This window comes from Microbacterium sp. zg.B48 (assembly GCF_024623505.1).
Taxonomy (GTDB): domain Bacteria; phylum Actinomycetota; class Actinomycetes; order Actinomycetales; family Microbacteriaceae; genus Microbacterium.
Genome location: NZ_JANJFE010000016.1, coordinates 119,314 through 140,339 on the forward strand (window position 1 = coordinate 119,314; position 21,026 = coordinate 140,339).

A 21,026-nucleotide genomic window follows, 5' to 3' on the forward strand; every position below is an offset into this window, starting at 1 on the left:
GCCAATGGAGGCAGTTATGTTCTGGACCGCAAGGAAGCGGCGTCGGCGTGCGGGGGTCGCTGTTGCGATCATCGCGGCCCTCGCATTGACAGCGTGTGCGTCGGCCGGCGATCGCGGCGGGGATGACGGCGGGGACGCTGGGGCGTCAGAGTTCGATCCGGCGGGGGTGTTGAAGTACGGGGATGACTTCGCCGCGGTGGGGTTCATCACCGACCCCATCGACTTCCGCGGTCACTCTCGCACCCGGGTGTGGATGGATTTGATCTACGACACCATGTTCTACGAGACACCGGACGGGAGCCTGGTGCCGGGACTGGCGACAGAGGTGGAGTTCCCCGACGCGAGTACTTTCATCCTGACGCTGCGTGATGACGTGCTGTTTCAGGACGGAACCCCGTTCAACGCCGAGGCCGTCAAGTACTCGTGGGAACGATTCATCGGGATCGGGCCTGAGAACATCACTAATCCGGCGCTGCGAGCCCTACAGTCCTTCGAGGTGCTCGGCGAGCTTGAGCTGCGAGTGAACCTCGCGTCCCCAGTTGCGGGGGAGTACAAAAACCGCCTGTTGATGGAGTCGCTGTCTGGCTTGGGCGTTGTGTCCCCGACTGCTGTGGCCGCCGCGGACGCTGCGGGCGAAGACTTCCGCGACAACCCGGTCGGGACAGGGCCTTACCAATTCGTCGAGTACGTGGAGAACCAGAAAGTGGTGCTGACGAAGTTCGAGGATTACTGGAACCCGGATCGGCAGCCGGTGGGAGGCTTTGAGTTCATCCAGACCGCGGCCGGCTCGCCGCGCCTGGCAGCTCTCGCGGGCGGCACGATCGACATGGCCGGAATCTCCGCGACAGACATCCCTGCGGCAGAGGGGCGCGGCCTCGAAGTCACCGCGCTGCCAACGCTCTACACGATGGGGATTCAGTTCTGCTCGACGCGGGCGCCGTTCGACAGCCTCGAGGCACGACAGGCGGTCGTGCACGCCTTGGATCCAGTCGAGATCAACGAGCTCACCTTCGCGGGGCAGGGCGCGCTGACCCAACTGCCGGTGCCGCCAAACTCGTCGCACGCGGTCCCCGGTCTGGTGGACCGGTACGAGTTCGACCCAGAGCTGGCCGAGGAACTTCTTGCAGAGGCGGGGGTATCGGAGGGCACTACAATCCGGCTGGGTACCGACTCACGTGAGCAGGTCTACATCGCCACCGCCGAGCTGATCCAGTCGAGGCTTCAGGAGGTCGGGCTGAACGTGGAGATCGAGCCGTACCAGAACCCGCTCACCTTGAACGAGACGCAGCCGGACATCGCCGTGTTCCGAACCACCTGGCCCCTTCACGCGTCGTTCCTGCCGGGAACGCCCTTGAACTTCTGCGGGTACGACAGTGCCGGGTTTACGGACAACTTCCCCATCACCCGGTCCATCGACGCGACGGAGGCCGAGACCGACGCCGCCTACACCGCCGCATTGCAGACGCTCAGCGACGACCTCCCCACGTGGTGGTTCTACTCGCTGTCGGAGTTCCAGGCACACACAGACAAGGTGGTCGCCAACCCCGGGTTCACGTTCCAGCTCAGCTCATTCGGGCAACCTGACCTCACCAGCTTCTCCATGCGGAAGTAGTGGGTCGGACGGACGGCAGGAAATGCTGAAATTCATCGGTCGTCGCGTCATCTCGGCGATTCCTGTTCTGGTCGTCGTCTCCTTCGCGGTCTTCCTATTGATCGCGCTGGTGCCCGGTGATCCGGCGCTTCTCATCGCCGGTCCCGAGGCGACACCAGAACAGGTCGCCGAGGTGCGTGAGCGATACCATTTCAACGAACCTCTTGTTGTCCAGTACGGATACTGGCTGTTTGGGGTCCTCCGGCTCGACTTCGGATTGTCACTGTATGGGAGCGAGTCGGTCAGCTCCCAGATCGCAAGTAGGTTGCCCGTGACATTGGGCCTTGCGATCGCGGCGGCCGTATGTGGTCTGCTGATCGCTGTCCCGCTCGGCCTGGCTGCCGGCATTTGGCCGAACACCTGGATCGATAGCATCGCTCGCAGTGTCGCCACTCTCGGTCTGGCGATTCCGAACTTCGTGTTTGCAATCCTGTTGGTGATGATCCTCGCGGTGAATCTCCGCTGGCTGCCGACGTCTGGCTATGCCGATTTCTGGAGTTCTCCTCTGGGCTGGCTGAGGTTCATGATCCTGCCAGCGCTCACCCTGGGACTGCACATGGCGGCGATTCTCGTCCGCCAGATCCGGGCGGCACTCATGGACGTGCTTGATTCGAACTATGTGCGCTCGGCGTGGGCGCGAGGAGCTTCTCCGCGGCTCGTCGTCATGAAGCATGGACTCAAGAACGCAGCAATCCCCGCGGTCACCGTCCTGGGTGTGCAGGTCGGCTACTTGTTGGGCGGAACCGTCATCATCGAGCAGATTTTCGCGATTCCGGGGCTCGGCTCCTACATGCTCACGGCGATCCTGCGGGCGGACCTGCCTGTGATCCAGGCGGTGACGCTCGTCTTCGTCGTCACAGCCATGTTGATGAGTCTGCTGGTCGACATCAGCTACGGCTTCCTCAACCCGAAGATAAAGGTGTCGTGATGAGCGCTGGAATTGTGACAGTGACGACGGGAGTGCGTCTTCCTAGACGCCGGAGTGGGGGAAACGCGCAGTGGCAGAGGCTGTTGCAGCACCCCGCTGCGGTGGGCTCAGCGATCTTCCTGGTGCTGCTGGTGGTCGTCGCCGTGGCCGCGCCGCTTCTCGCCCCCTACGATCCAGAGTTTCGCGATCGTGCGTATGTCCTCGCGGGTCCTTCCGCTGTTCACTGGCTGGGGACCGATGACCTGGGCCGCGACGTCCTGAGCAGACTCATCTTTGCGACGCGAGTTTCTCTCGTCGTCAGCGTCGCTGTCGCCGCTCTCGCGTTCGTGATCGCGCTGCCGCTTGGGCTCGTGGCCGGCTATCGCGGCGGGCGCGTCGACAACGTCATCATGCGCATTGTCGACGCCGCCCTGAGCTTTCCGGCCCTCGTGCTCGCACTCGCGATCGCGGGCGTGCTTGGGCCTGGGGTGGCGAACACGGTCCTGGCACTCGCCGTCGTCATGGCGCCCGGACTGGTCCGTGTGATCCGCGGGCAGGCTCTCGCGGTGCGGCAGGAGACCTTCATCGAAGCGTCGCTGTCGATCGGCACCCCGGCGCACCGGATCATGCTCGGTCGGCTGCTGCCGAACGTCCGCTCCGTTGTGATCGTCCAGGCGACGTATGTCATGGGCGCCGCGCTTCTCGCCGAGGCCGCCCTGAGCTACCTCGGGCTGGGCGCGCCACCGCCGACCCCGACGTGGGGGAACATGCTCCGACGCAGTTACGACACAGCCCTCTTCATCGAGCCCGTGCAGGTGCTGGCACCCGCGATAGCGATCGCTGCGACCGTGTACGCGTTCAACGTGTTCGGCGATGGGCTGCGAGATGTCCTCGGTGTCAGCCGGCGCCAGAGCGCGAATCGTCGTGCCAGACGTGGGTTGACGTCCGTTGATTCCTCGATTGCGCGTCGCAGACGCGATCGGTCTGTCTTGGCTGCGTCGACAACCGAGAGTCTGCTGCAGATCACGGGGCTCAGCGTCGACTTCGTGAGCGGTGACAAGAGCACCCGCCGCGTCGTCGACAACGTAAGTTTGGCGATCCGCCCAGGTGAGATCGTGGGTCTGGTCGGCGAGAGCGGCTCAGGCAAGAGCGTGACGTCTCTCTCGGTGATGCGATTGGTCCCACCACACATGGCGCACATCGCCGAAGGCCGCATCGAACTGCGCGGTCGGAACCTGCTCGACCTGTCGTTGGATGAGATGCGGGCCGTGCGCGGCAAGGAGATCGGGATGATCTTCCAAGATCCCATGAGCAGCCTCGACCCGGCGTTCACCGTCGGAGACCAGCTCGTCGAGGCACAGGTCGTGCACGGAGTGCCACGAAAGGCTGCTCGCGCACGCGCGATCGAGATGATCGAGATGGTCGGCATCCCCGCCGCCCACGAGCGCTTCTCTGCTTATCCCCACCAGCTCTCGGGCGGTATGCGTCAACGCGTCATGATCGCCCTCGCACTCGTAAACCGGCCCGCCCTGCTCATCGCCGATGAGCCGACGACAGCGCTGGATGTGACGGTGCAGGCCGAGATCCTCGATCTGCTTCGTCGACTCCAACAAGAGCTCGGGATGGCCATTCTGTTCATCACGCACGATCTGGGCGTGGTTGCGGACCTGTGCGATCAGGTCGCTGTCATGTATGCCGGTCAGCTCGTAGAGCAGCGCCCCGTCTTCAACCTCTTCGCGGAGCCGAAGCATCCGTACACGGAGGGACTGCTGGGGGCGATGCCCCAGCTGGAGCGAAGGACATCAGCTCAGCTCACGGTAATTCCCGGCAACGTGCCGATCGCTGGACAGATGCCGACCGGGTGCCGGTTCCACCCCCGGTGCCGTTTTGCCATCTCGGAGTGTGCCACCGTCGCGATCCCGCTCGCCGACGTCTCAGACGGACACGTGCGCTGCGTCCGTTCCGAGGACCTCGCGCTGAACGGTGCCCGATGATGCGGACCGACGAAGGAACGACCCGGGGGGCCGACGTTGTGGGGGAGACGGCAGAAGCCGATATCGCGCTGCACACCGTCGGCCTGACAAAGCGCTTCCCAGTTCGCAGCCACGGCCTTTTCGGACGTGGGAAGAAGTACCTCGAGGCTGTGTCGGGAGTGGACCTCGCAGTGGAGCGGGGCAAGACCCTCGGTCTGGTCGGCGAGTCCGGCTCGGGCAAGAGCACGGTCGCCCGACTTGTGACGCGCCTCATCGACCCGACCAGCGGAACCGTCCAGATCGCCGGCGGGGACATCACCACTCTGGGCGGCGGGCGGTTGCGCACCGTCCGGCAGAACGTGCAGATGGTCTTCCAAGACCCATACTCTTCGTTTGATCCGCTGAGCACCATCGGCCGGAGCATCGCTGAACCGCTGCGAACGCACCTCGGCGGAGGGCACAGCAGACACAAGCCGCGGGTTGTGGTCCTGCTCGAACTCGTCGGTCTCTCAGCCGAACTCGCCGACCGGTATCCGGGTGAGCTCTCGGGAGGGCAACTACAACGAGCGGCGATGGCGCGGGCGCTCTCTGTCGAACCCGACCTCCTCGTGCTCGACGAGCCCGTCACTGCTCTGGACGTGTCCACCCAGGCCCAGGTGATCAACCTCGTGTCGGATCTGCAGAAGCGCCTCGGGATCGCTTGCCTGTTCATCGCGCACGATCTCTCGGTCGTGCGCCACGTCAGCGACTCGATCGCGGTCATGCAGCTGGGCCGTGTCATCGAGCAGGGACCGGCAGAGGCCGTGTACACGGCGCCTTGCCACCCCTACACCGCGGCGCTCCTGTCGGCGGTGCCCGTCCCGAACCCCGTCACGCAGCGCGCACGCAAGCGGATCGTCGTTTCGGGAGAGTCTCCGTCTCCGATCGATCCGCCGTCCGGGTGCCGTTTCCGCACGCGATGCGTGTTCGCGATGGACATCTGTCAGGAAGAGGCCCCGCCTCCGTACGTGAACGATCAAGGAGTGATCGTGAACTGTCACCTGCACACCACGGGGCCGAAGCTCGAGGGCAGGTCCGTCCTCGAGCTGGCGGCGCCGCAGAAAGGAATCTCAACGTGAATTTGGACGATGACCTCGTCGCAGCGCGGAAGCGATCGGTCTGGCAGACAGTTGCGGAGAACGCGGCGAACGATCCTCACAAAATCGCATACCTCCAGGTCGACGACGACCACCGACGGCGGTCGTTAACCTATGCAGACGTCGCCGACCAGGCCAGTCGGCTAGCCGAGGGCCTGTACAGCATCGGAGTCCGCCGCGGTGACCGAGTGGCGATCTGGATGACAAACCGGCCCGAATGGATCCTTACCTACTTGGCGGTGCTGAGACTCGGTGCGACACTCGTTCCGCTCAACACCTGGCTCAAGGCGCCCGAGGTCGCGTACCTCCTGAAGCAATCCGAGGCGCGTCACCTGGTCATCCTCGATCGATTCCGAAGGATCGACTTCGTAGAGGAGATCGCGAGCATTGCTCCGGAGATCAGGACGGCGCCGCGTAGTGGCTTCTGGAGTCCGGAGCTTCCGGAGCTTCGAAATATTGTCGTCCTTCAGCGGTCATCGGACGCCAGCTACGAGAACCTGCACCAGTGGAACGAGCTGGCGGCGGGCGATAGCGCGTCGTCGGCCGCAGCCGAAGCCATCAGCGCGAGCGTCGGAGGCGACGATCTCGCCATTATCAAATACACCTCGGGAAGCACGGGTCGGCCGAAGGGCGTCATGCTCGAGCAAGGGGCGATCGAAGTGTGGGGCAGAGCGCACAGCGAGCGAGCAGGTTTGACCTCCGACGACATCTTCTTCAGCTCGATGCCCTTCTTCCACAGCGGCGGCAGCATGTGGGGCATCCACACGATGCAGGCAGTAGGGGGCTTGCTCGTCTTCACCGAGGCGTTCGATCCGCAGCTTGCAGGAGAGCTGATCGAGTCTGAGCGCGCGACCGTAATGTTCGGCATCCTCGCTAACGAACTCGTGACGGTCGCGCTGCAGGCGGGGCGCGACTTCTCGTCGGTTCAGATCAGCCGTCCCGGAGGCAAGGGCATGAAGGAGCTGATGCCGAATCTCCGCCTGATCATCAATCCGTATGGTCAGACGGAGGCGATGGCTGCCGCCACACTATGCGGCCCCGAGGATCCGATGGAGCGGCAGTCGGCGACGAACGGTCGCGCACTCCGTGGGAACGAGGTCAAGGTCGTTGACATCGAAACGGGGCAGGAGGCCGCACGAGGCGTGATCGGCGAGGCGTGGATTCGGGGCAACGTTATGCGCGGTTACTGGAAACTGCCGGAGGAGACCGCCAAGGCGATCGACGAGGACGGGTGGGTGCACACCGAGGATCTGATCTCGATGGACGAGGACGGATACGTCACCTTCGAGGGGCGCCTCAAACTGATGCTCAAGGTCGGGGGCGAGAACGTGTCGGTCGAGGAGGTCGAGCGTGCGATCGTCGAGCACGATGCGGTTCTGCACTGCGTCGTGGTCGGCGTCCCAGACCAGCGGAAGACCGAGATCGGCCGAGCGTACGTCGTCCTACATCAGGAGAAGGACCTCGACGGGACCACTCTGCTCGAGTGGTTGAGTGCGCGCCTCGCGCGCTTCAAGCTTCCGCGAGACATCGAGATCGTCGAATCGCTGCCCGTGCTCGGGAACGCCAAGTACGACCGCGTGCGGATTCAGCAGCTTGCCCTCCAGAACGCTCCGGTGGCGGCGGATGCCTGAGACGCGAGCAGGAGTTGCAAGTAGAGACCCACGACACCGAGGATGTGCCATGTCGGCTACTGAGACAGAGGTATTCGAAGCGTTCCCCGACGTTCCGATCACGTACGACAACATCGAGCACTATCGAGGACTACTCGAGCAGAGACTACTCATCAACAGGTGTGACGACTGCGGTCACTGGGTGTACCCCCACCGACCGCTCTGCCCGGTCTGCTGGTCATGGTCCCTGACACCGACCGAGGTGAGCGGGCGAGGGAAGCTCTTCATGTTCACTCGCGTTCAGCAGGCTCGCGCTAACGACGAGGCGGGCCGCAGCTTCGGCACCGGCCTCATTCTGGTCGCGGTCGAGCTGGCTGAGCAGGAGGGCCTGCGCTACGTCTCGACCGTCGACGGCGTCGCGTACGACGACCTGCGGCACGACATGGACGTCGAGTTGACATGGGTGCCTCGGCAGGGGCTGCTGAGCCCCGCCTTTCGTCCCATCGATCTGAAAGAGGAGGCCACAATTGGCTAGGAATCCGATCCGGAATCAGGTCGCCGTCGTCGGCGTCGGTTCCACCCGCTACGCACGAGATGCGAAAAAAACACACCTCGGCCTCGGACTCGAGGCGGCAACGGCTGCGATCCAGGATGCCGGGATCGATCGGTCGCAAATCGACGGCATTTGCGGATCCGGGCGCGATACATTCGCTGTCGGCGAAGCCACCTATCTTGCGCTTCAGGGGGCGCTGGGAATCGAGAAGACGACCTGGGTGCTCAACGGCTGGCTCGGCTCATGCTTCGTCTACGCCGCGCAAGCTGTCGCCACCGGACTGTGCGACACAGTGCTCATCGTGCAGTCCTACCGGCGGGGTGCCGAGATGTCGCAATCGGCGGCGAACGACCCATACCGGCGGAGGGCCGCCGTGCTCACCGGAGCCGGAACGTGGCGGAACACCGACATCGCGCAGAGATGGCACCACTCAGGCGAGCCGTACGCTGGCTGGGTGGGGCGCTACATGCATGACTACGGTGCGAGCAAAGAGGTGTTCGGACGAATCGCCGTCAACAACCGATCTCATGCAGTCAAGCACCCGAACGCGATCATGCGCACACCGATAACGCTCGATGACTATTACCAGTCGCGCGAGATCTGGGCGCCGATGCAGATGCTCGACATGGACGTGCCCGTCGACGTGGGCGAAGCCCTCGTGCTGACGACCGCCGAACGGGCGAAAGATCTACCGAACAATCCCGTGTACATCGACGCCATGTCGCTCGGCGGCACTCGTGTGGGTGAATTCTACGAGAACGGGCTCAGCTGGACCGAGCTCACTCCATGGCCCGCGATGGAGGGCCTCTGGGACCGCACGGATCTCACGGTGGACGAGATGGATCTGTTCTTCCCGTACGACGGCTACACAGTCGGCGCCGTCAGCTTCACGGAGGCCGCGGGCTTCTGCGGGCCCGGTGAGGCGGAGGACCTGTTCAGGTCTTCGTGGGACGCGGAGAACGATATCCTCCGGCTAGGGGGACGCACGCTTGTCACGACGAACGGGGGAAACCTGTCGCAGGGTCGCTCCGGCGGATTCAACTACTACGCAGAGGCCGTGCGCCAGCTTCGCGGAACCTGCGGGGATCGTCAGGTGCCGGGCGCGCAGACAGCACTCCTGGGAGTGGGGAGCTTCTATCACGATCCGGCCGCTGTCCTGCTGACGGGTGAGGCTCGATAGGAGTCGAGCAGCGAGGCCGCGTCCATCGTCCGCGGGTGGACGCGGTCGATGACGACGCGGCGTGCGACGAGTTGAAGGCTGCGGTTGACGGGCGTCGGCACATCATGCAAGCGACCCATTAGCGCGATCTCCCCATTGAGATAGTCGGCTTCGAGGCTGCCGGTCCCGCGCGCAAGGCTCTGCCACGATGACCCGAAGGCATCAGGGCGTGCCCATCCTCGCAGAATCCCTTCGCGTCGCCTCAGATCCTCGTCCTCGCTGACGGCGGCGATGCCGGCTTCGCGGAGCGTAGCCTCGCCCTCTTCCCTTGCCAGGCCCGCAAGCTCGTCTGCTGCGTGCCCGGGCCGAAAACACGCCTGCACCACGTTGCCGAGGTTGGTGAGGAGCTTCCGGTACTTCCACGCCATGATCTCGGAGCGGGACTCGGCGGCGAAGCCGGCGGATACGAGGTCGGACGCGAGCGAATCGACGAATGGATCTCTACCGCTCGGATAGCGGCCGACGTCGATGATCCCCGGTATCGGATGGCACTGCTCGACGACGACACCTGGTTCGAGATGCGCGCACGGCATCATCACGAAGCACGAATACGTGCCGTCGAACCGTCGCGAGATCTGCCGTTCATTCGCGACGCCGTTCTGCATCGCGACCACTGTCGTTTCTGGCGGCGCAAACGCGGCCAGATCGTCGAGCGCTGCCGCGGTCTGATCGCTTTTCACGGCGAGCAAGACGGTGCACTCGCTCGCCCATCTGACATGTTCCGCGGAGGGGAACGCATCCAGGCGATGGCGCGTCCTGCCACTCACGGACTCGAGCGTGAGACCGTCTGCGCGGATTGCCTCGAGGTGTCCGCCGCGCGCAACGAGGGTGACTCGGATGCCTGCGTCCGCAAGGCGTGCGCCCACGACTCCGCCGACGGCCCCGGCGCCGTAGACCACGTAGTGCATCAGCGCTCCGTCCGGCTCGGCGTGTCGGAGCGGAGCTGTGGCAGTGTGGGGACATCGTTTGACAGGCCGAGTCCCAGTGTCGTAGGGAAGACATTCTTCAGCGTCTCGGATGTCACGTCGGAGCCGACGTGCAGCGTCTGCGCGACCGAGTACGGTGACCAAAGTCGCAGGCTCGAGTCCGTCACGCCGATTACCTGTCCGTTAATGTACTCGGCGACGTCAGACGAGAGGTAGGCGATCAGCGACCCTACAGTTGTCGGAATCCGCGCCTCCGGAGGCGGCGGCGCATCTGCGGCGCGTGGCGGGAATGACCAGCCGTACGCGAGTCGGACCCGTTGCGCCATGTCGGTGAGCGGGCTCGTGCCTAGCGAACTGCCTCCTGCACCACCCAGCGGCTCCACGACATTGACGGTCACCCCATGGAAGGCGAGTTCCTTTGCGAGGAGCATGCTCAGCGTCATGATGCCGGCTTTGGCCGCTGCGTACGAGGACGTCGCCGGCACGGCGGCGAGCGCAGCCGTCGATGTCGTGTTGATGATTCGGCCGGCACCCGCCCGGATCATGTGAGGCGCGGCAGCACGACAGCACAAGAACGTGCCTCGCAGGTGAACCGCGATGACATCATCCCAATCTTGGATCGGTGTCTCGTGCACGAGACCTCTGCGCAGGATGGCCGCGTTATTCACGAGGATGTCGATGCGGCCGAACTCGTTCACACTGGTGTCGATGATAGCGGCCGCGCCCTCGACGTCGGCAACCGATGCATCGACCGCGACAGCATCACCGCCCTCACCTCGAATTTCGTCGGCGACTGCCTCTGCTGCGCCGTCGCGGACGTCATTTACGACCACCTTCGCGCCGTTCGCCGCGAGCGTTCGTGCCGTGTGGCGACCTGCACCACCACCGGATCCCGTGACGACGGCGACTTTGCCGGTGAGCATCATGTTGTGCCGTTCCGCCGGTGGACTTCGGCACTTCTTCGTGTCTTGTTGAGCATCAGCCCAATCTACATGTTGCATGCAAGAGTGATCATGGGTAATGACATTATATCACGTTGCATCGCTTTAGACATGTAGTATGCAACATGCATAAAGATCTAGGAATTTGATGTGATAACGAACACGCGCGCGTCCGATGCGGTGGCTGCCCGTCGCCGGCTTCGTCGACCCTTCGTTGCGGTGGAGGACGGGCGCGATGCGCGCGACGAGTGAGAGCCAGCGGAGGGCATTCCAGGATGGCGATCTTCCCCCTCTGGAGATGGTGCGCCCTGGGGTATTCGCGGTGGCGTTGGCCATGCCATACCCGCAGATCCCCTTCTCTTACAGCTACTTGATCGAGGGCGGCTCAGGCGACATACACATCGTCGACACCGGACTCGAGACGGACGCCAACTGGCGGGCTCTCGTCGCTGCGGTCGACGAGATGGGCTACTCGATCGCTGCCGTTGCGTCGGTGATGCTCACCCATGTGCACGCAGACCACTCGGGTCTCGCGGCTCGGATTCGCGCGGAGACCGGGGCCACGGTGGGAATGCATATCGCTGATCTCCGAGCCATGCAGGAAAACCGCACACTCATCGACGGTGCCTCCATCCTCGCCCTGCTCGTCGAATGGTCGGTGCCGCCCGAGTACCGCGAGGAGATTCGCCTCGCGGCGGCATGGCCAGTCGCCGAAGGGCAGGACTTCATCGTCGATCGAGTGCTGACGGGCGGCGAAGTGCTCCAGGTCGGCGATCGAGCACTCAGAGTGCTGCAGACTCCCGGACACACCGCGGGGCATCTCGCGTTGGTCGAGGACGAAGCCGGACTGGTTTTCACGGGGGATCATCTTCTCCCCGTGACCAATCCTGGTATCGGCCTGGGAAGCCGGTCCGCGGGCGACGATCCTGTCGGTGACTATTTGGCGTCCCTCGCTGCGGTCGCTGCACTCGGGGACTACGAAGCGTGCCCGGGCCACGAGTTCCGCTTCTCGGGGCTCGCCGAACGGTGCGCGCAGGTCGAGACCCACCATCGCGAACGCGCGGAGCAGGTCGCGCTGCTGCTCGACGCGTCGCCGCATCGGTCTGTGTGGGAGATCGCCAGCCGACTGGAGTGGACTCAAGGCTGGGAGAACCTGCGCGGGCCGAGAGTGATGTCCGCCCTTGCTCAAACGGCGATGCACGTCGATCGCGTGAGGCGCTCGACGTGCATCGAGGGCAGTTGTCAAGTAACCGATTGATTGTCGGAGGGCCGTGCTAGTGTATTTACACATTGCATGCAGAGTGCAGTATAAATGATCACCTGCTGTTACGGACGATCAACGGCGCGCCGATAGGGGCGCGGGAGAAGGATGTCGCAGATGACTCGCGAACTCACCCATTTCATCGGCGGCGTTCATGTCACCGGCACGTCTGGCCGATTCGCGGATGTGTGGGATCCTAGCGAGGGCGTGGTTCAGGCGCGCGTGCCCCTGGCATCCACCTCCGAGGTCGAGGCGGCGATTGCGAATGCGGCGGAGGCGCAGCGCGAGTGGGGCGCATGGAATCCGCAGAGGCGTGCACGCGTGCTGCTGAGGTTCCTGGAGCTGATCGAGAAGGACACTCCGAGCATCGCCCGGCTGCTCGCCAGTGAGCACGGCAAGACCGTCGACGACGCGAAGGGCGACATCCAGCGCGGGGTCGAGGTGATCGAGTTCGCGGCCGGCGCCCCCCATCTACTTAAAGGCGAGTACACGACCGGGGCAGGGACGGGTATCGATGTCTACTCGATGCGTCAGCCACTCGGGGTGGTCGCGGGCATCACGCCCTTCAACTTTCCGGCGATGATCCCGTTGTGGAAGGCGGGTCCGGCGCTCGCGGCGGGCAACGCCTTCATACTCAAGCCGTCCGAGCGCGACCCGTCGGTGCCGTTGCGGATCGGGGAACTCTTCCTCGAGGCGGGTCTGCCGGCCGGGGTTCTCAACGTCGTCAACGGCGACAAGGAAGCCGTCGACGCGATCCTGCACAACGAGCGCGTCAAGGCTGTGGGCTTCGTCGGGTCGACTCCGATCGCCCAGTACATTTACGCCACGGCCGCCGCGAACGGCAAGCGCGCGCAGTGCTTCGGTGGTGCGAAGAACCACATGATCGTCATGCCCGACGCCGATCTCGATCAGGTCGCCGATGCCCTCATCGGGGCCGGATACGGCTCGGCGGGTGAGCGATGCATGGCGATCTCTGTCGCGGTTCCGGTCGGGGCCGAGACCGCCGATGCGCTGGCGGCGAGGCTCACCGAGCGCGTCCGGTACCTCACCGTAGGTCCCGCGCTCGAGGAGGGCAGCGACTACGGCCCGCTCGTCACGGCCGAGGCGAAGAAGCGCGTCGAGGGCTACATCCAGCTCGGCGTCGACGAGGGTGCGGAGCTCCTCGCCGACGGTCGCGGATATATCGTCGAGGGGCACGAGAACGGCTTCTACCTCGGACCCACGCTTTTCGATCGCGTCACGACCGACATGACGATCTACCGTGAGGAGATCTTCGGACCCGTGCTCATCATCGCCCGCGCAGACGACTACGAACAGGCACTCGCGATGGCCACCGATCACGAGTTCGGCAACGGCGTATCGATCTTCACCCGCGATGGCGACGCCGCACGCGACTTCTCGGCCCGCGTTGAGGTCGGAATGGTAGGCGTCAACGTGCCGATCCCCGTACCGATCGCATACCACACGTTCGGCGGGTGGAAGAAGTCCGGATTCGGCGACCTGAACCAGCACGGACCCGACGCGTTCCGCTTCTACACGAAGACCAAAACGGTCACCAGCCGCTGGCCCTCGGGAATCAAAGAAGGCGCGAGCTTCGTCATCCCGACGATGCACTGACGATGTCCGCACCTGCCTCACACACCGATCAGCGCTTGAGCACCGGAGGCCCGGAGGGCTCGGACGTCATCGTCGAGCGCCGTGGTCGACTCGGACTTGTCACCCTCAGTCGGCCGAAGACGATCAACGCCCTCACGCACGGGATGGTCGCTGCCATCTCGGCCGCTCTCGACGAGTGGGAGGTGGATCCCGCAATCGCCACGGTCACGGTGACGGGAGCCGGCGACCGCGGCCTGTGCGCAGGTGGGGACGTCGTCAGCCTCTACCACGATGCGATGGACGGGGACGGAAGCTCCTCTGCTGCGTTCTGGCGCGACGAGTATGCGATGAACGCCCGCATCGCCCGGTATCCCAAGCCATTCGTGGCCATTCAGGACGGACTCGTTCTCGGGGGCGGCGTCGGGCTTTCGGCGCACGGTTCGCATCGCGTCGTCACGGAGCGCTCGGTCGTGGGCTTCCCCGAGGTGACGATCGGCTTCGTTCCCGACGTGGGGGCCACGTGGCTGCTCTCACACGCCCCAGATCACTTCGGGACGAGGCTCGCGCTGACCGGCGAGAGTGTCGGAGCCGCCGATGCGATTCTCGTTGGGTTGTCCGATGTGTTCGTGCCTCGCGACAAAGTCGACACGCTCCTCGCCGCGCTCGAGACACAGGACGCCCCGCTCGCGGTCGCGAGCGCGGCCGAGGATCCCGGCACCGGCATCCTCCATGAGGAACGCGACTGGACGCGAGATGCCTTTGCTGCCGAGTCCATCCCAGCAATCATCGACGCGCTGCGCCGGAGCGAGCCGCGGCGGGCCCGGGAGCTTGCAGACCTCATTTCTTCGAAATCGCCCCTTGCCCTCGCCGTCGCGCGGGAGGCACTCAGTCGCGCTGCGCGAATGTCGTCGCTCGAAGCGGCCCTCGACCAGGAGTACAGGGTCTCCCGCCACGCATTCACCACCCACGACTTCACAGAAGGAATCCGCGCACAGCTCATCGAGAAGGACCGAACCCCCCGCTGGCAGCCTCGGGAACACGCCGACGTGGAACCCCGTAGCATCGCGGCGTTCTTCGATCGGCCGCCCGGGGGCGATCTCGGCCTCTCAGGTGCACTCTCGTCGAAGGAGAAAGAATGACCACCATCGCGTTCCTCGGGCTTGGACATATGGGGATGCCCATGGCCATGAATCTGGTCGCAGCCGGACACCGAGTGATCGGATTCGACCCTTCTCCATCCGCTCGCCAGGCGGCCCTGGACGCACGGGTCGAAATGGCGGCGAGCGGCGGGGACGCTGCCATACACGCCGACGTGATCATTACGATGCTTCCCACGGGGCGCCACGTTCTGAACGCCTACCGGGGATCGGCGGACTCCCCCGGGCTACTGTCAGTCGCTCGTTCCGGGACCCTGTTCATCGATTCCTCAACGATCTCGGTGGCGGACGCGAGGGAGGCCGCGGTGCTCGCGGTTGCGGCGGGGCATCGCGCGCTCGACGCGCCGGTTTCCGGCGGAGTCGTCGGCGCAGAGCGCGGCGCCCTCGCGTTCATGGTCGGAGGCGATGGGAACGACTTTGCTGCGGCGCTTCCCCTGCTCGAAGCGATGGGAGAGCGGATCGTTCATTGCGGTGACTCGGGTCTGGGGCAAGCAGCGAAGATCTGCAACAACATGATCGTCGGCATAACACAGATAGCGGTCGCCGAGGGCATCGTCCTGGGAGAGCGACTGGGGTTGTCGCACGAAACGATGGTTGATGTCATGTCCGGATCCTCCGCACAATGTTGGGCGTTGACGACCAACTGCCCGGTCCCCGGCCCGGTTCCCTTAAGCCCAGCCAATTTCGGCTTCGCGCCAGGATTCTCTGGAACGCTCATGTCGAAGGATCTCGGTCTCGCGGAGGAGGCGTTCGAACGCGTGGCAGTCGACGCTCGCCTTGGACGAATGGCGCGCGCAATCTACCGCGACTTTGCGGAGGGCTCGGGCGCAGATCGAGACTTTTCCGCGATCATCGACACCGTGCGCTCCGGCTGCACTGCCACCTGAACGAGGAGTGCGCTTGGGCATGCGACGAGGATGGGCCTTCAGACCCCCGCGACCCGCGATCGTTTGTACCTCCGCTCGGAATGGGTCGTTCTCGTAGGAGCGCCGTCAAGTGCGGCGCGAGCTATTTCAACTCCGCCGCCCGAACTCCGTGTCTGATTGGCTTGCGGTCGAACGACGTGGCTCCTGGCTTCCAGCCTGCGCCATCCTCTCACCTTGCTGTGGAGCCTGATGTCCATGGGGCTGTCCGCGCTAGCGAACGAGCTCCCTTCCGCATATGTGATTGCCAGCATGGGAGACAGCCCCGACCGCCGATCAGCTCGTGGTGTTCCTTGGCGGCCACCCATCATTCTCGGCCGGGACGTCCCATGGCCACCAGAATTCAAAGCCAGCCAGCTGGGCGTAGTGGCGATCGACTTCCGTGTCGCCGATGTGGATGTGCTGCGCCGCGCTGAACATCAGCCTCACGTGGGGGAGACCAGCCTTGTTTACAGTGAAGTCGGGCTGGAAGGCATGAGCTTCCCATAGTTCGCGTTGCTCTCTTATCGTTCGGTCGGAGCAGCTCCCGATCACCAGACCGGCTTCGCGGAGCCTGCTGACGAAGCCCAGGGTGACCGGCCCTTTCGGGTCTCCAATCTCCAGAGTGCCATCGATGTCGAAGCTGACCACGCATCTTGACGTAGTCAAGGAGAAGCCCCCGGCCTTCACAGCAGGACGCTCGCCTCGCAGCGTGGTGAGAATTCTAGATATGTGGCGCCGATTTCTTCTCTCAGTAGTGCGCCCCCTCGCCCCGCCAGCGAAGTCCGCAACCCGAGCTTGCCCGCACGTAATATCGCTTCTCGTCGCAAGGCGACCAAGCCTAGGTATTGTCGGCGGCGGGATAGTTTCGATCGCGAGATCGCGCACATGTCCAACGACGCGCTCTTCGGCCGCAACATTCCTAGCGCTCATCCCTGAGCCGCAGCAGTGGCAGCACGTTGTCTGCGAGCGCGCGGGCGATTGCCTCCCGACGTGCGCGCGGCACCGGGGCGAGGATGAGATGCTCTGCACCCGCATTGACGTACGCCTGCAGCTTCTCAGCGACCTCCTCCGCTGAGCCGGCCGCTGTGCGATACTCGACGCTCTCTGCGGTCTGTTCGAATCCTGCCCTACTTAGGTAGGCGGCCATTTCCTGCCGCGCGACCTCTGCATCCGCTGCGACGTTCACGAACACCCACGCATACCAAGAAAATGTGGCGAGGTCGCGCGCCGCCCTGCTCGCTCGCATCCGGATGTCCGCGACGGACTCTGCATACCGCCGGGCCGAGTACATGTAGGGCATCCATCCATTCCCCAGAAGCGCTGCCCGTCGCATCGCACGCTCTGTTCTGCCCGCGATCACGATCGGAAGCTGATCGTCTTGGGCGGGAGCGGGGTGCACGCGCACTTCAGTGAACCCATAGTGCATGCCGTGGTGCGTGATCGGCTCTCCGCTCCAGAATCGCCGGAGTAATGGGATCATCTCATCAGCTCGAGCACCCCGCTGCGACACCGGAACGCCGCAGGCCTCGAACTCCTTGGGAAACTCCCCTCCCACACCAACTCCCAAAACGACGCGTCCTCCCGACGCTCGGTCGATGTCGGAGATCTGTTTGGCCACGATCGCCGGAGGGTAAAGCGGGAGCGGCAATATCGACGTACCGATCTGTACCCGGTCGGTCATCGCGCTCAGCCGCGCGAGTTCCACCATCGTTTCGGGAATCGCATGGTCTGACGCCACGTGTCCACCGACCCACAGGGAGTCGAAAGGCATCGCTTCCAGTTCCGCTACCACGCGCGGAGTGGGTTCGGTCCAGACAAGTCCCACGCGCGGACGCGACACAAGACCGATATATTTCTGCACCGTCATGGCGATCCACTCCTCTTAACAGCAACGGGACACTTCTTAACAGCAACGGGACACTTCCGCTACTTGCCCGCCGACACTATCCGTGTTACATGTTATATGTACGACCAGAACCTGCGCAGAGAGTGGATGAGCACGTCATTCCCACCGTCAGTTATGGGTGGCGGAATCTGTCGCCGGGCGCCCGCGCGGCTGACGATTGCAGCCCGGCGGTCGGCCATCACAGTTCCGACGTAACGCTAACCGTGGGTGGTGATGATAGAGCGGTGCGCATAGTGCGAAAGCGAGTTCGCCCCCGAATCCGTCACCGCCGGCTCTCCAGCAACGACGCTGCGGCGATCCGCAGCACTCGTAGTCGCCATGCGTCGATTCTTCAGCCGCTACTAGACCTCCACTTGGAAGGCACCTCACGCGGTCACCCGCCAGTGCAGCAGTTGCCGTTGGGTTAGGTGATTCATCGGATGCGCTGTTGACGCTTGGTACCACCCACGTGGTGACCCGCTGGCGCGCGCGCCCTGGCCCGCGTAATCGTTGGCTTCTCCAGTGTGTGCACATTAGGTCCGGAGCGTGGCTGTTGCACGGTGCGTCAAATGGCGGTCTGGCCCTGGCCGATGGCGCCGGCCATGTCGGCCGAACCGGGCCAGACAGCGTCGGGGAAATGATCACGTCGGCGGCGCCGTCGCGGTCGCCGTCGAGCGAGATTAGGTCTGCGCCGTTCTTTTTGCCGCACGTACGGCCGAGCGTGGCCCGCTTGGGATGTCACGGCCCGCGATGGGGATCATCCCCGATCCCACGCCGCGCCGCGGGGCCGCCGCGCCACGGACTGGGCGGTGGTGGAGGGGGTGCTCTTCGCCCACCGGCTGGTGCTCGAGCACATGGTGCAGGACGACGACGCCGTCATGGTGGCCGCGGATCTGTCGGCCGGCGCTGGCTTCGTCCAGCTCGCCGCCGACGTATTTCGATCGTCGGCTGAGCGTCGTTGGAGAGTCTCACCTTTCCGCACTGGGAGCGGCGCGTCAAGCTGCGGCGATGCGGGAGGTGCCGGTCCCCACGTTAGCCAGCGAGGCCGTCTTCACGCCACGGCCCGAGCGGCGGGAACTGACCGAGTCCCGGTGGCGCTCATGGCGGAAGGTGCGTGGGCGGCATTTAGATCTCTCAGGCGCCGGCTGACCAACGCAGACAGGCGAGAACGGTTTCAGCGGCATGCGTCCTCAGCTACGAGATCGCTCAGCGGTAATGCCGGAACAAGGTGACGTCCCCGGAGTTGGTGTCGTTTCCCGGCTCGAGTGTCACGTCGAGAACGTGGTGAGCCATCGTGCGATGGTCAGTGAGAACTGCTTAGGGATCCGCAGCGCGAGCTCACCCGCGGTGGTGGCGAGCGTGCGCAGCCGGGTCCCGTTGCGCTGCGCAACACGATCCGGGGTGCGCTCGAACGGCGCAGCACCGATGAACGCGGCCGCCTCCGCGTCAATCAACTCCTGATAGAGCGACTCGGTCGCGACCCGGACTCGGTCATTCACATCGGTGAGTTTCAATTCCCCGACCAGCTCGAGGAGGGCAGACTGGTCAAAGAGCCATCGTGCGTTTGTGTCCTTCCGTGAGATTCCTAGAGCGTGCCGTGTTTCACGAGCTTGATCGACTTCTCGGCGGCGGCGGCGATTGGCACGATCTGGTCGTCGTCTCCTTGCGCGATGAAGATCGGAACATCGATCGCCTTGAGGTCCTCTGTTTGATCCGTCTCCGAGTACGCCTTCACGCAGTCGTACGCGGCGGGCAGGTCGACCAGCATCCCCTGCCGCCAGAAGTCCTTCTTCGCCCCCTCGGAGACCTGGGCACCGGGCCGGTTCGCCCCGTAGAACGGCTCTGCGAGATCAAACCAGAACTGCGACCGGTCCTTCAGCACTGCGGCGCGGATGCCATCGAGATCTTCGATCGAGGTGCCCTCAGGGTTGCCGTCTGACTTGAGCATGATGGGCGGAACGGCGCCCACGGTCACCACTTTGCTCACCCGGCCGTCCGCGAACTGCGCGGCATAGCGGACCACCTCCCCACCCCCGGTGGAGTGGCCGACGACGACGACGTCACGGAGGTCGAGGTGGTTCACCAGCTCGGACAGGTCTCGCGCGTAGGTGGTCATGTCGTTGCCCGCATACGAGCGCGAAGAACGCCCGTGGCCGCGCCGATCATGCGCGATCGTCCGGAAGCCGGCGTCCGCGAACACCTTCAGCTCGACCGCCCACGCATCGGAGTTCAGGGGCCATCCGTGTGAGAACACGATCGGCTGGCCTTCGCCCTGGTCGACGTAATAGATCTCGGTTCCGTCCGAGGTGGTGAAGTGCGGCATGATACTGCTCCTTTGAGATGGGGACCTCTGTCGGACTCACGATCGCCTCTCCGTCCGATGTGGCGCTTGAGTCATGCGACTCGACCTGCGCGAAGGGTTCCGTCATCGCCACTCGCGCTGGGCGGCGACAACGCGGATGATTCCCCAACCGGTTGCGCGCAAGACCATGCAGTCATCCAGCGCGGCATCGCCGATGTCTGCCTCGCCGTTCGCATGCGAGCGCTGACCGGGGAATCCCCGGGTGGCACCTCACGCGATCAACGCCGACGCTTGCACCTGAATGCGTGGGACGAGCGACTCGACGGGCCTGGGTGTCGTGGGAGGTGAAAGCCGGGCCGGCGCGATGCCGATTCGAGGGGCTGCGAGTTCGCCCAACCCCTTCCAGAGACGTGGGACGGCAGCCCGTGGGCGCCCGTGGTCGCGCCAGGATCCATCGCGAGGAGCACGATGATACATCGCGCGGCGGACGACCAGGAGGATGCTTTCGCAGAGGCTGGAGTCATGTCCCTTCATGACTCCAAGCCGGCCCGGACCGGTGCTGTAGCCCTACTCGCATCCTTCGCTGCTCTCACTGTCGGGCTCTCCGGTTGCTCCGTCGTCGACGAGCTCGTCTACCACCAGAGGTCTTCGATCTTCCAGACGGCGGCCGATGCGCCGGACTCGTCCGTCGCCCACGCGGCATGGGTGCCGGACGATGCGAGCGACATCCGCATCGTCGAGTCGACGAGGCCGGATGCAACGAACGCGTCCATCCTGCTGTCGAGCGCTTCCCCGCTGGACCCCAGCATCTGTGTGGAGATTGACCGGCAGTCCGGATCCACCTACGCAATCGAGGGCGCGCCGGACCCGTACGCCGCAAAGCGGGTCTTCACCTGCGGTGAGTGGAGTGTGATCCCGTCCGAGGACGGTTGGTTCGGATGGACGCCGAACAGCCCCGGCGAGCAGGATCAGGCGCCGCTTCGGGGGTGACTGGCGGCGCCGCG

The 21,026-nt window shown here is 64.5% G+C and carries 18 protein-coding genes and 1 pseudogene; 13 read left to right on the top strand and 6 right to left on the bottom strand.

Annotation, left to right across the window (positions count from 1 at the left end):
• Nucleotides 1–16: 16 nt before the first annotated feature.
• The 8 genes and pseudogenes from NQ152_RS12690 to NQ152_RS12720 all read left to right on the top strand — a co-directional run bounded on the left by NQ152_RS12690 (nt 17) and on the right by NQ152_RS12720 (nt 9,010).
• Nucleotides 17–1,612 carry an ABC transporter substrate-binding protein gene (locus NQ152_RS12690; RefSeq protein WP_257524253.1) on the top strand — a complete coding sequence of 532 codons (1,596 nt, stop codon included), beginning with the start codon at nt 17–19 and terminating at the stop codon, nt 1,610–1,612.
• 22 nt (nt 1,613–1,634) lie between these two features.
• The gene (locus NQ152_RS12695) at nt 1,635–2,579 is read left to right on the top strand and encodes an ABC transporter permease (protein ID WP_257524254.1); all 945 of its coding nucleotides are present in this window, start codon (nt 1,635–1,637) and stop codon (nt 2,577–2,579) included.
• 83 nt (nt 2,580–2,662) lie between these two features.
• Nucleotides 2,663–4,552, top strand: coding sequence for a dipeptide/oligopeptide/nickel ABC transporter permease/ATP-binding protein (locus tag NQ152_RS12700; RefSeq protein WP_257524255.1), 1,890 nt, complete (start codon nt 2,663–2,665; stop codon nt 4,550–4,552).
• A 158-nt stretch (nt 4,553–4,710) separates the two neighbouring features.
• The gene (locus tag NQ152_RS12705; protein WP_257524256.1) at nt 4,711–5,649 is read left to right on the top strand and encodes an oligopeptide/dipeptide ABC transporter ATP-binding protein; all 939 of its coding nucleotides are present in this window, start codon (nt 4,711–4,713) and stop codon (nt 5,647–5,649) included.
• Nucleotides 5,646–7,298 carry an AMP-binding protein gene (locus NQ152_RS12710; protein WP_257524360.1) on the top strand — a complete coding sequence of 551 codons (1,653 nt, stop codon included), beginning with the start codon at nt 5,646–5,648 and terminating at the stop codon, nt 7,296–7,298. The genes NQ152_RS12705 and NQ152_RS12710 overlap by 4 nt, the downstream gene beginning before the upstream one ends.
• A 49-nt stretch (nt 7,299–7,347) precedes the next feature.
• Nucleotides 7,348–7,506, top strand: a pseudogene (locus NQ152_RS17380) (zinc ribbon domain-containing protein); the annotation flags it as partial.
• Nucleotides 7,507–7,563: 57 nt separating this feature from the next.
• On the top strand, nt 7,564–7,812 hold the full coding sequence (locus NQ152_RS12715) for a hypothetical protein (RefSeq protein ID WP_257524257.1): 249 nt from the start codon (nt 7,564–7,566) through the stop codon (nt 7,810–7,812).
• A complete protein-coding gene (locus tag NQ152_RS12720; RefSeq protein WP_257524258.1) occupies nt 7,805–9,010 on the top strand; it encodes a hypothetical protein in 1,206 nt (401 codons plus the stop codon). The genes NQ152_RS12715 and NQ152_RS12720 overlap by 8 nt, the downstream gene beginning before the upstream one ends.
• Here NQ152_RS12720 and NQ152_RS12725 read toward each other — a convergent pair.
• Both NQ152_RS12725 and NQ152_RS12730 read right to left on the bottom strand, forming a co-directional pair.
• A complete protein-coding gene (locus tag NQ152_RS12725) occupies nt 8,968–9,957 on the bottom strand; it encodes a ketopantoate reductase family protein (protein WP_257524259.1) in 990 nt (329 codons plus the stop codon). The genes NQ152_RS12720 and NQ152_RS12725 overlap by 43 nt on opposite strands.
• Nucleotides 9,957–10,901 (bottom strand): SDR family NAD(P)-dependent oxidoreductase, encoded by a 945-nt coding sequence (locus tag NQ152_RS12730; RefSeq protein ID WP_257524260.1) that lies wholly within the window; start codon nt 10,899–10,901, stop codon nt 9,957–9,959. The genes NQ152_RS12725 and NQ152_RS12730 overlap by 1 nt, the downstream gene beginning before the upstream one ends.
• Nucleotides 10,902–11,091: 190 nt before the next feature.
• Here NQ152_RS12730 and NQ152_RS12735 point away from each other — a divergent pair, with 190 nt between their 5' ends.
• The 4 genes from NQ152_RS12735 (at nt 11,092) to mmsB (ending at nt 15,817) form a co-directional block, all read left to right on the top strand.
• Nucleotides 11,092–12,174 (top strand): MBL fold metallo-hydrolase, encoded by a 1,083-nt coding sequence (locus tag NQ152_RS12735; protein ID WP_257524261.1) that lies wholly within the window; start codon nt 11,092–11,094, stop codon nt 12,172–12,174.
• A 120-nt stretch (nt 12,175–12,294) separates the two neighbouring features.
• On the top strand, nt 12,295–13,794 hold the full coding sequence (locus NQ152_RS12740) for a CoA-acylating methylmalonate-semialdehyde dehydrogenase (RefSeq protein ID WP_257524262.1): 1,500 nt from the start codon (nt 12,295–12,297) through the stop codon (nt 13,792–13,794).
• A 2-nt stretch (nt 13,795–13,796) separates the two neighbouring features.
• On the top strand, nt 13,797–14,912 hold the full coding sequence (locus NQ152_RS12745) for an enoyl-CoA hydratase/isomerase family protein (protein ID WP_257524263.1): 1,116 nt from the start codon (nt 13,797–13,799) through the stop codon (nt 14,910–14,912).
• On the top strand, nt 14,909–15,817 hold the full coding sequence (gene mmsB / locus NQ152_RS12750) for a 3-hydroxyisobutyrate dehydrogenase (protein WP_257524264.1): 909 nt from the start codon (nt 14,909–14,911) through the stop codon (nt 15,815–15,817). The genes NQ152_RS12745 and mmsB overlap by 4 nt, the downstream gene beginning before the upstream one ends.
• A gap of 312 nt (nt 15,818–16,129) precedes the next feature.
• Here the strand turns inward: mmsB and NQ152_RS12755 are convergent, their stop codons facing one another.
• From NQ152_RS12755 to NQ152_RS12770, 4 genes are all read right to left on the bottom strand, one after another.
• Nucleotides 16,130–16,483: an HAD family hydrolase gene (locus tag NQ152_RS12755; RefSeq protein ID WP_257524265.1), complete on the bottom strand. Its 354-nt coding sequence runs from the start codon at nt 16,481–16,483 to the stop codon at nt 16,130–16,132.
• A gap of 271 nt (nt 16,484–16,754) precedes the next feature.
• A complete protein-coding gene (locus NQ152_RS12760; RefSeq protein WP_257524266.1) occupies nt 16,755–17,702 on the bottom strand; it encodes an LLM class flavin-dependent oxidoreductase in 948 nt (315 codons plus the stop codon).
• 1,286 nt (nt 17,703–18,988) lie between these two features.
• Nucleotides 18,989–19,219: a transposase gene (locus NQ152_RS12765; RefSeq protein ID WP_257524267.1), complete on the bottom strand. Its 231-nt coding sequence runs from the start codon at nt 19,217–19,219 to the stop codon at nt 18,989–18,991.
• Nucleotides 19,220–19,305: 86 nt separating this feature from the next.
• Complete coding sequence (locus NQ152_RS12770) at nt 19,306–20,043, bottom strand: alpha/beta fold hydrolase (RefSeq protein WP_257524268.1); 738 nt, start codon at nt 20,041–20,043, stop codon at nt 19,306–19,308.
• A gap of 414 nt (nt 20,044–20,457) precedes the next feature.
• On the opposite strand from NQ152_RS12770, the gene NQ152_RS12775 reads away from it, so the two are divergent.
• On the top strand, nt 20,458–21,012 hold the full coding sequence (locus tag NQ152_RS12775) for a hypothetical protein (RefSeq protein WP_257524269.1): 555 nt from the start codon (nt 20,458–20,460) through the stop codon (nt 21,010–21,012).
• Nucleotides 21,013–21,026 lie beyond the last annotated feature (14 nt).

Coding starts and splice junctions, on each gene's coding strand:
- NQ152_RS12690 (WP_257524253.1), top strand. CDS start 17: ATGTTCTGGACCGCAAGGAAGCGGCGTCGGCGTGCGGGGGTCGCTGTT.
- NQ152_RS12695 (WP_257524254.1), top strand. CDS start 1,635: ATGCTGAAATTCATCGGTCGTCGCGTCATCTCGGCGATTCCTGTTCTG.
- NQ152_RS12715 (WP_257524257.1), top strand. CDS start 7,564: ATGTTCACTCGCGTTCAGCAGGCTCGCGCTAACGACGAGGCGGGCCGC.
- NQ152_RS12725 (WP_257524259.1), bottom strand. CDS start 9,957: ATGCACTACGTGGTCTACGGCGCCGGGGCCGTCGGCGGAGTCGTGGGC.
- NQ152_RS12730 (WP_257524260.1), bottom strand. CDS start 10,901: ATGATGCTCACCGGCAAAGTCGCCGTCGTCACGGGATCCGGTGGTGGT.
- NQ152_RS12735 (WP_257524261.1), top strand. CDS start 11,092: ATGCGGTGGCTGCCCGTCGCCGGCTTCGTCGACCCTTCGTTGCGGTGG.
- NQ152_RS12740 (WP_257524262.1), top strand. CDS start 12,295: ATGACTCGCGAACTCACCCATTTCATCGGCGGCGTTCATGTCACCGGC.
- NQ152_RS12745 (WP_257524263.1), top strand. CDS start 13,797: ATGTCCGCACCTGCCTCACACACCGATCAGCGCTTGAGCACCGGAGGC.
- mmsB (WP_257524264.1), top strand. CDS start 14,909: ATGACCACCATCGCGTTCCTCGGGCTTGGACATATGGGGATGCCCATG.
- NQ152_RS12760 (WP_257524266.1), bottom strand. CDS start 17,702: ATGACGGTGCAGAAATATATCGGTCTTGTGTCGCGTCCGCGCGTGGGA.
- NQ152_RS12770 (WP_257524268.1), bottom strand. CDS start 20,043: ATGCCGCACTTCACCACCTCGGACGGAACCGAGATCTATTACGTCGAC.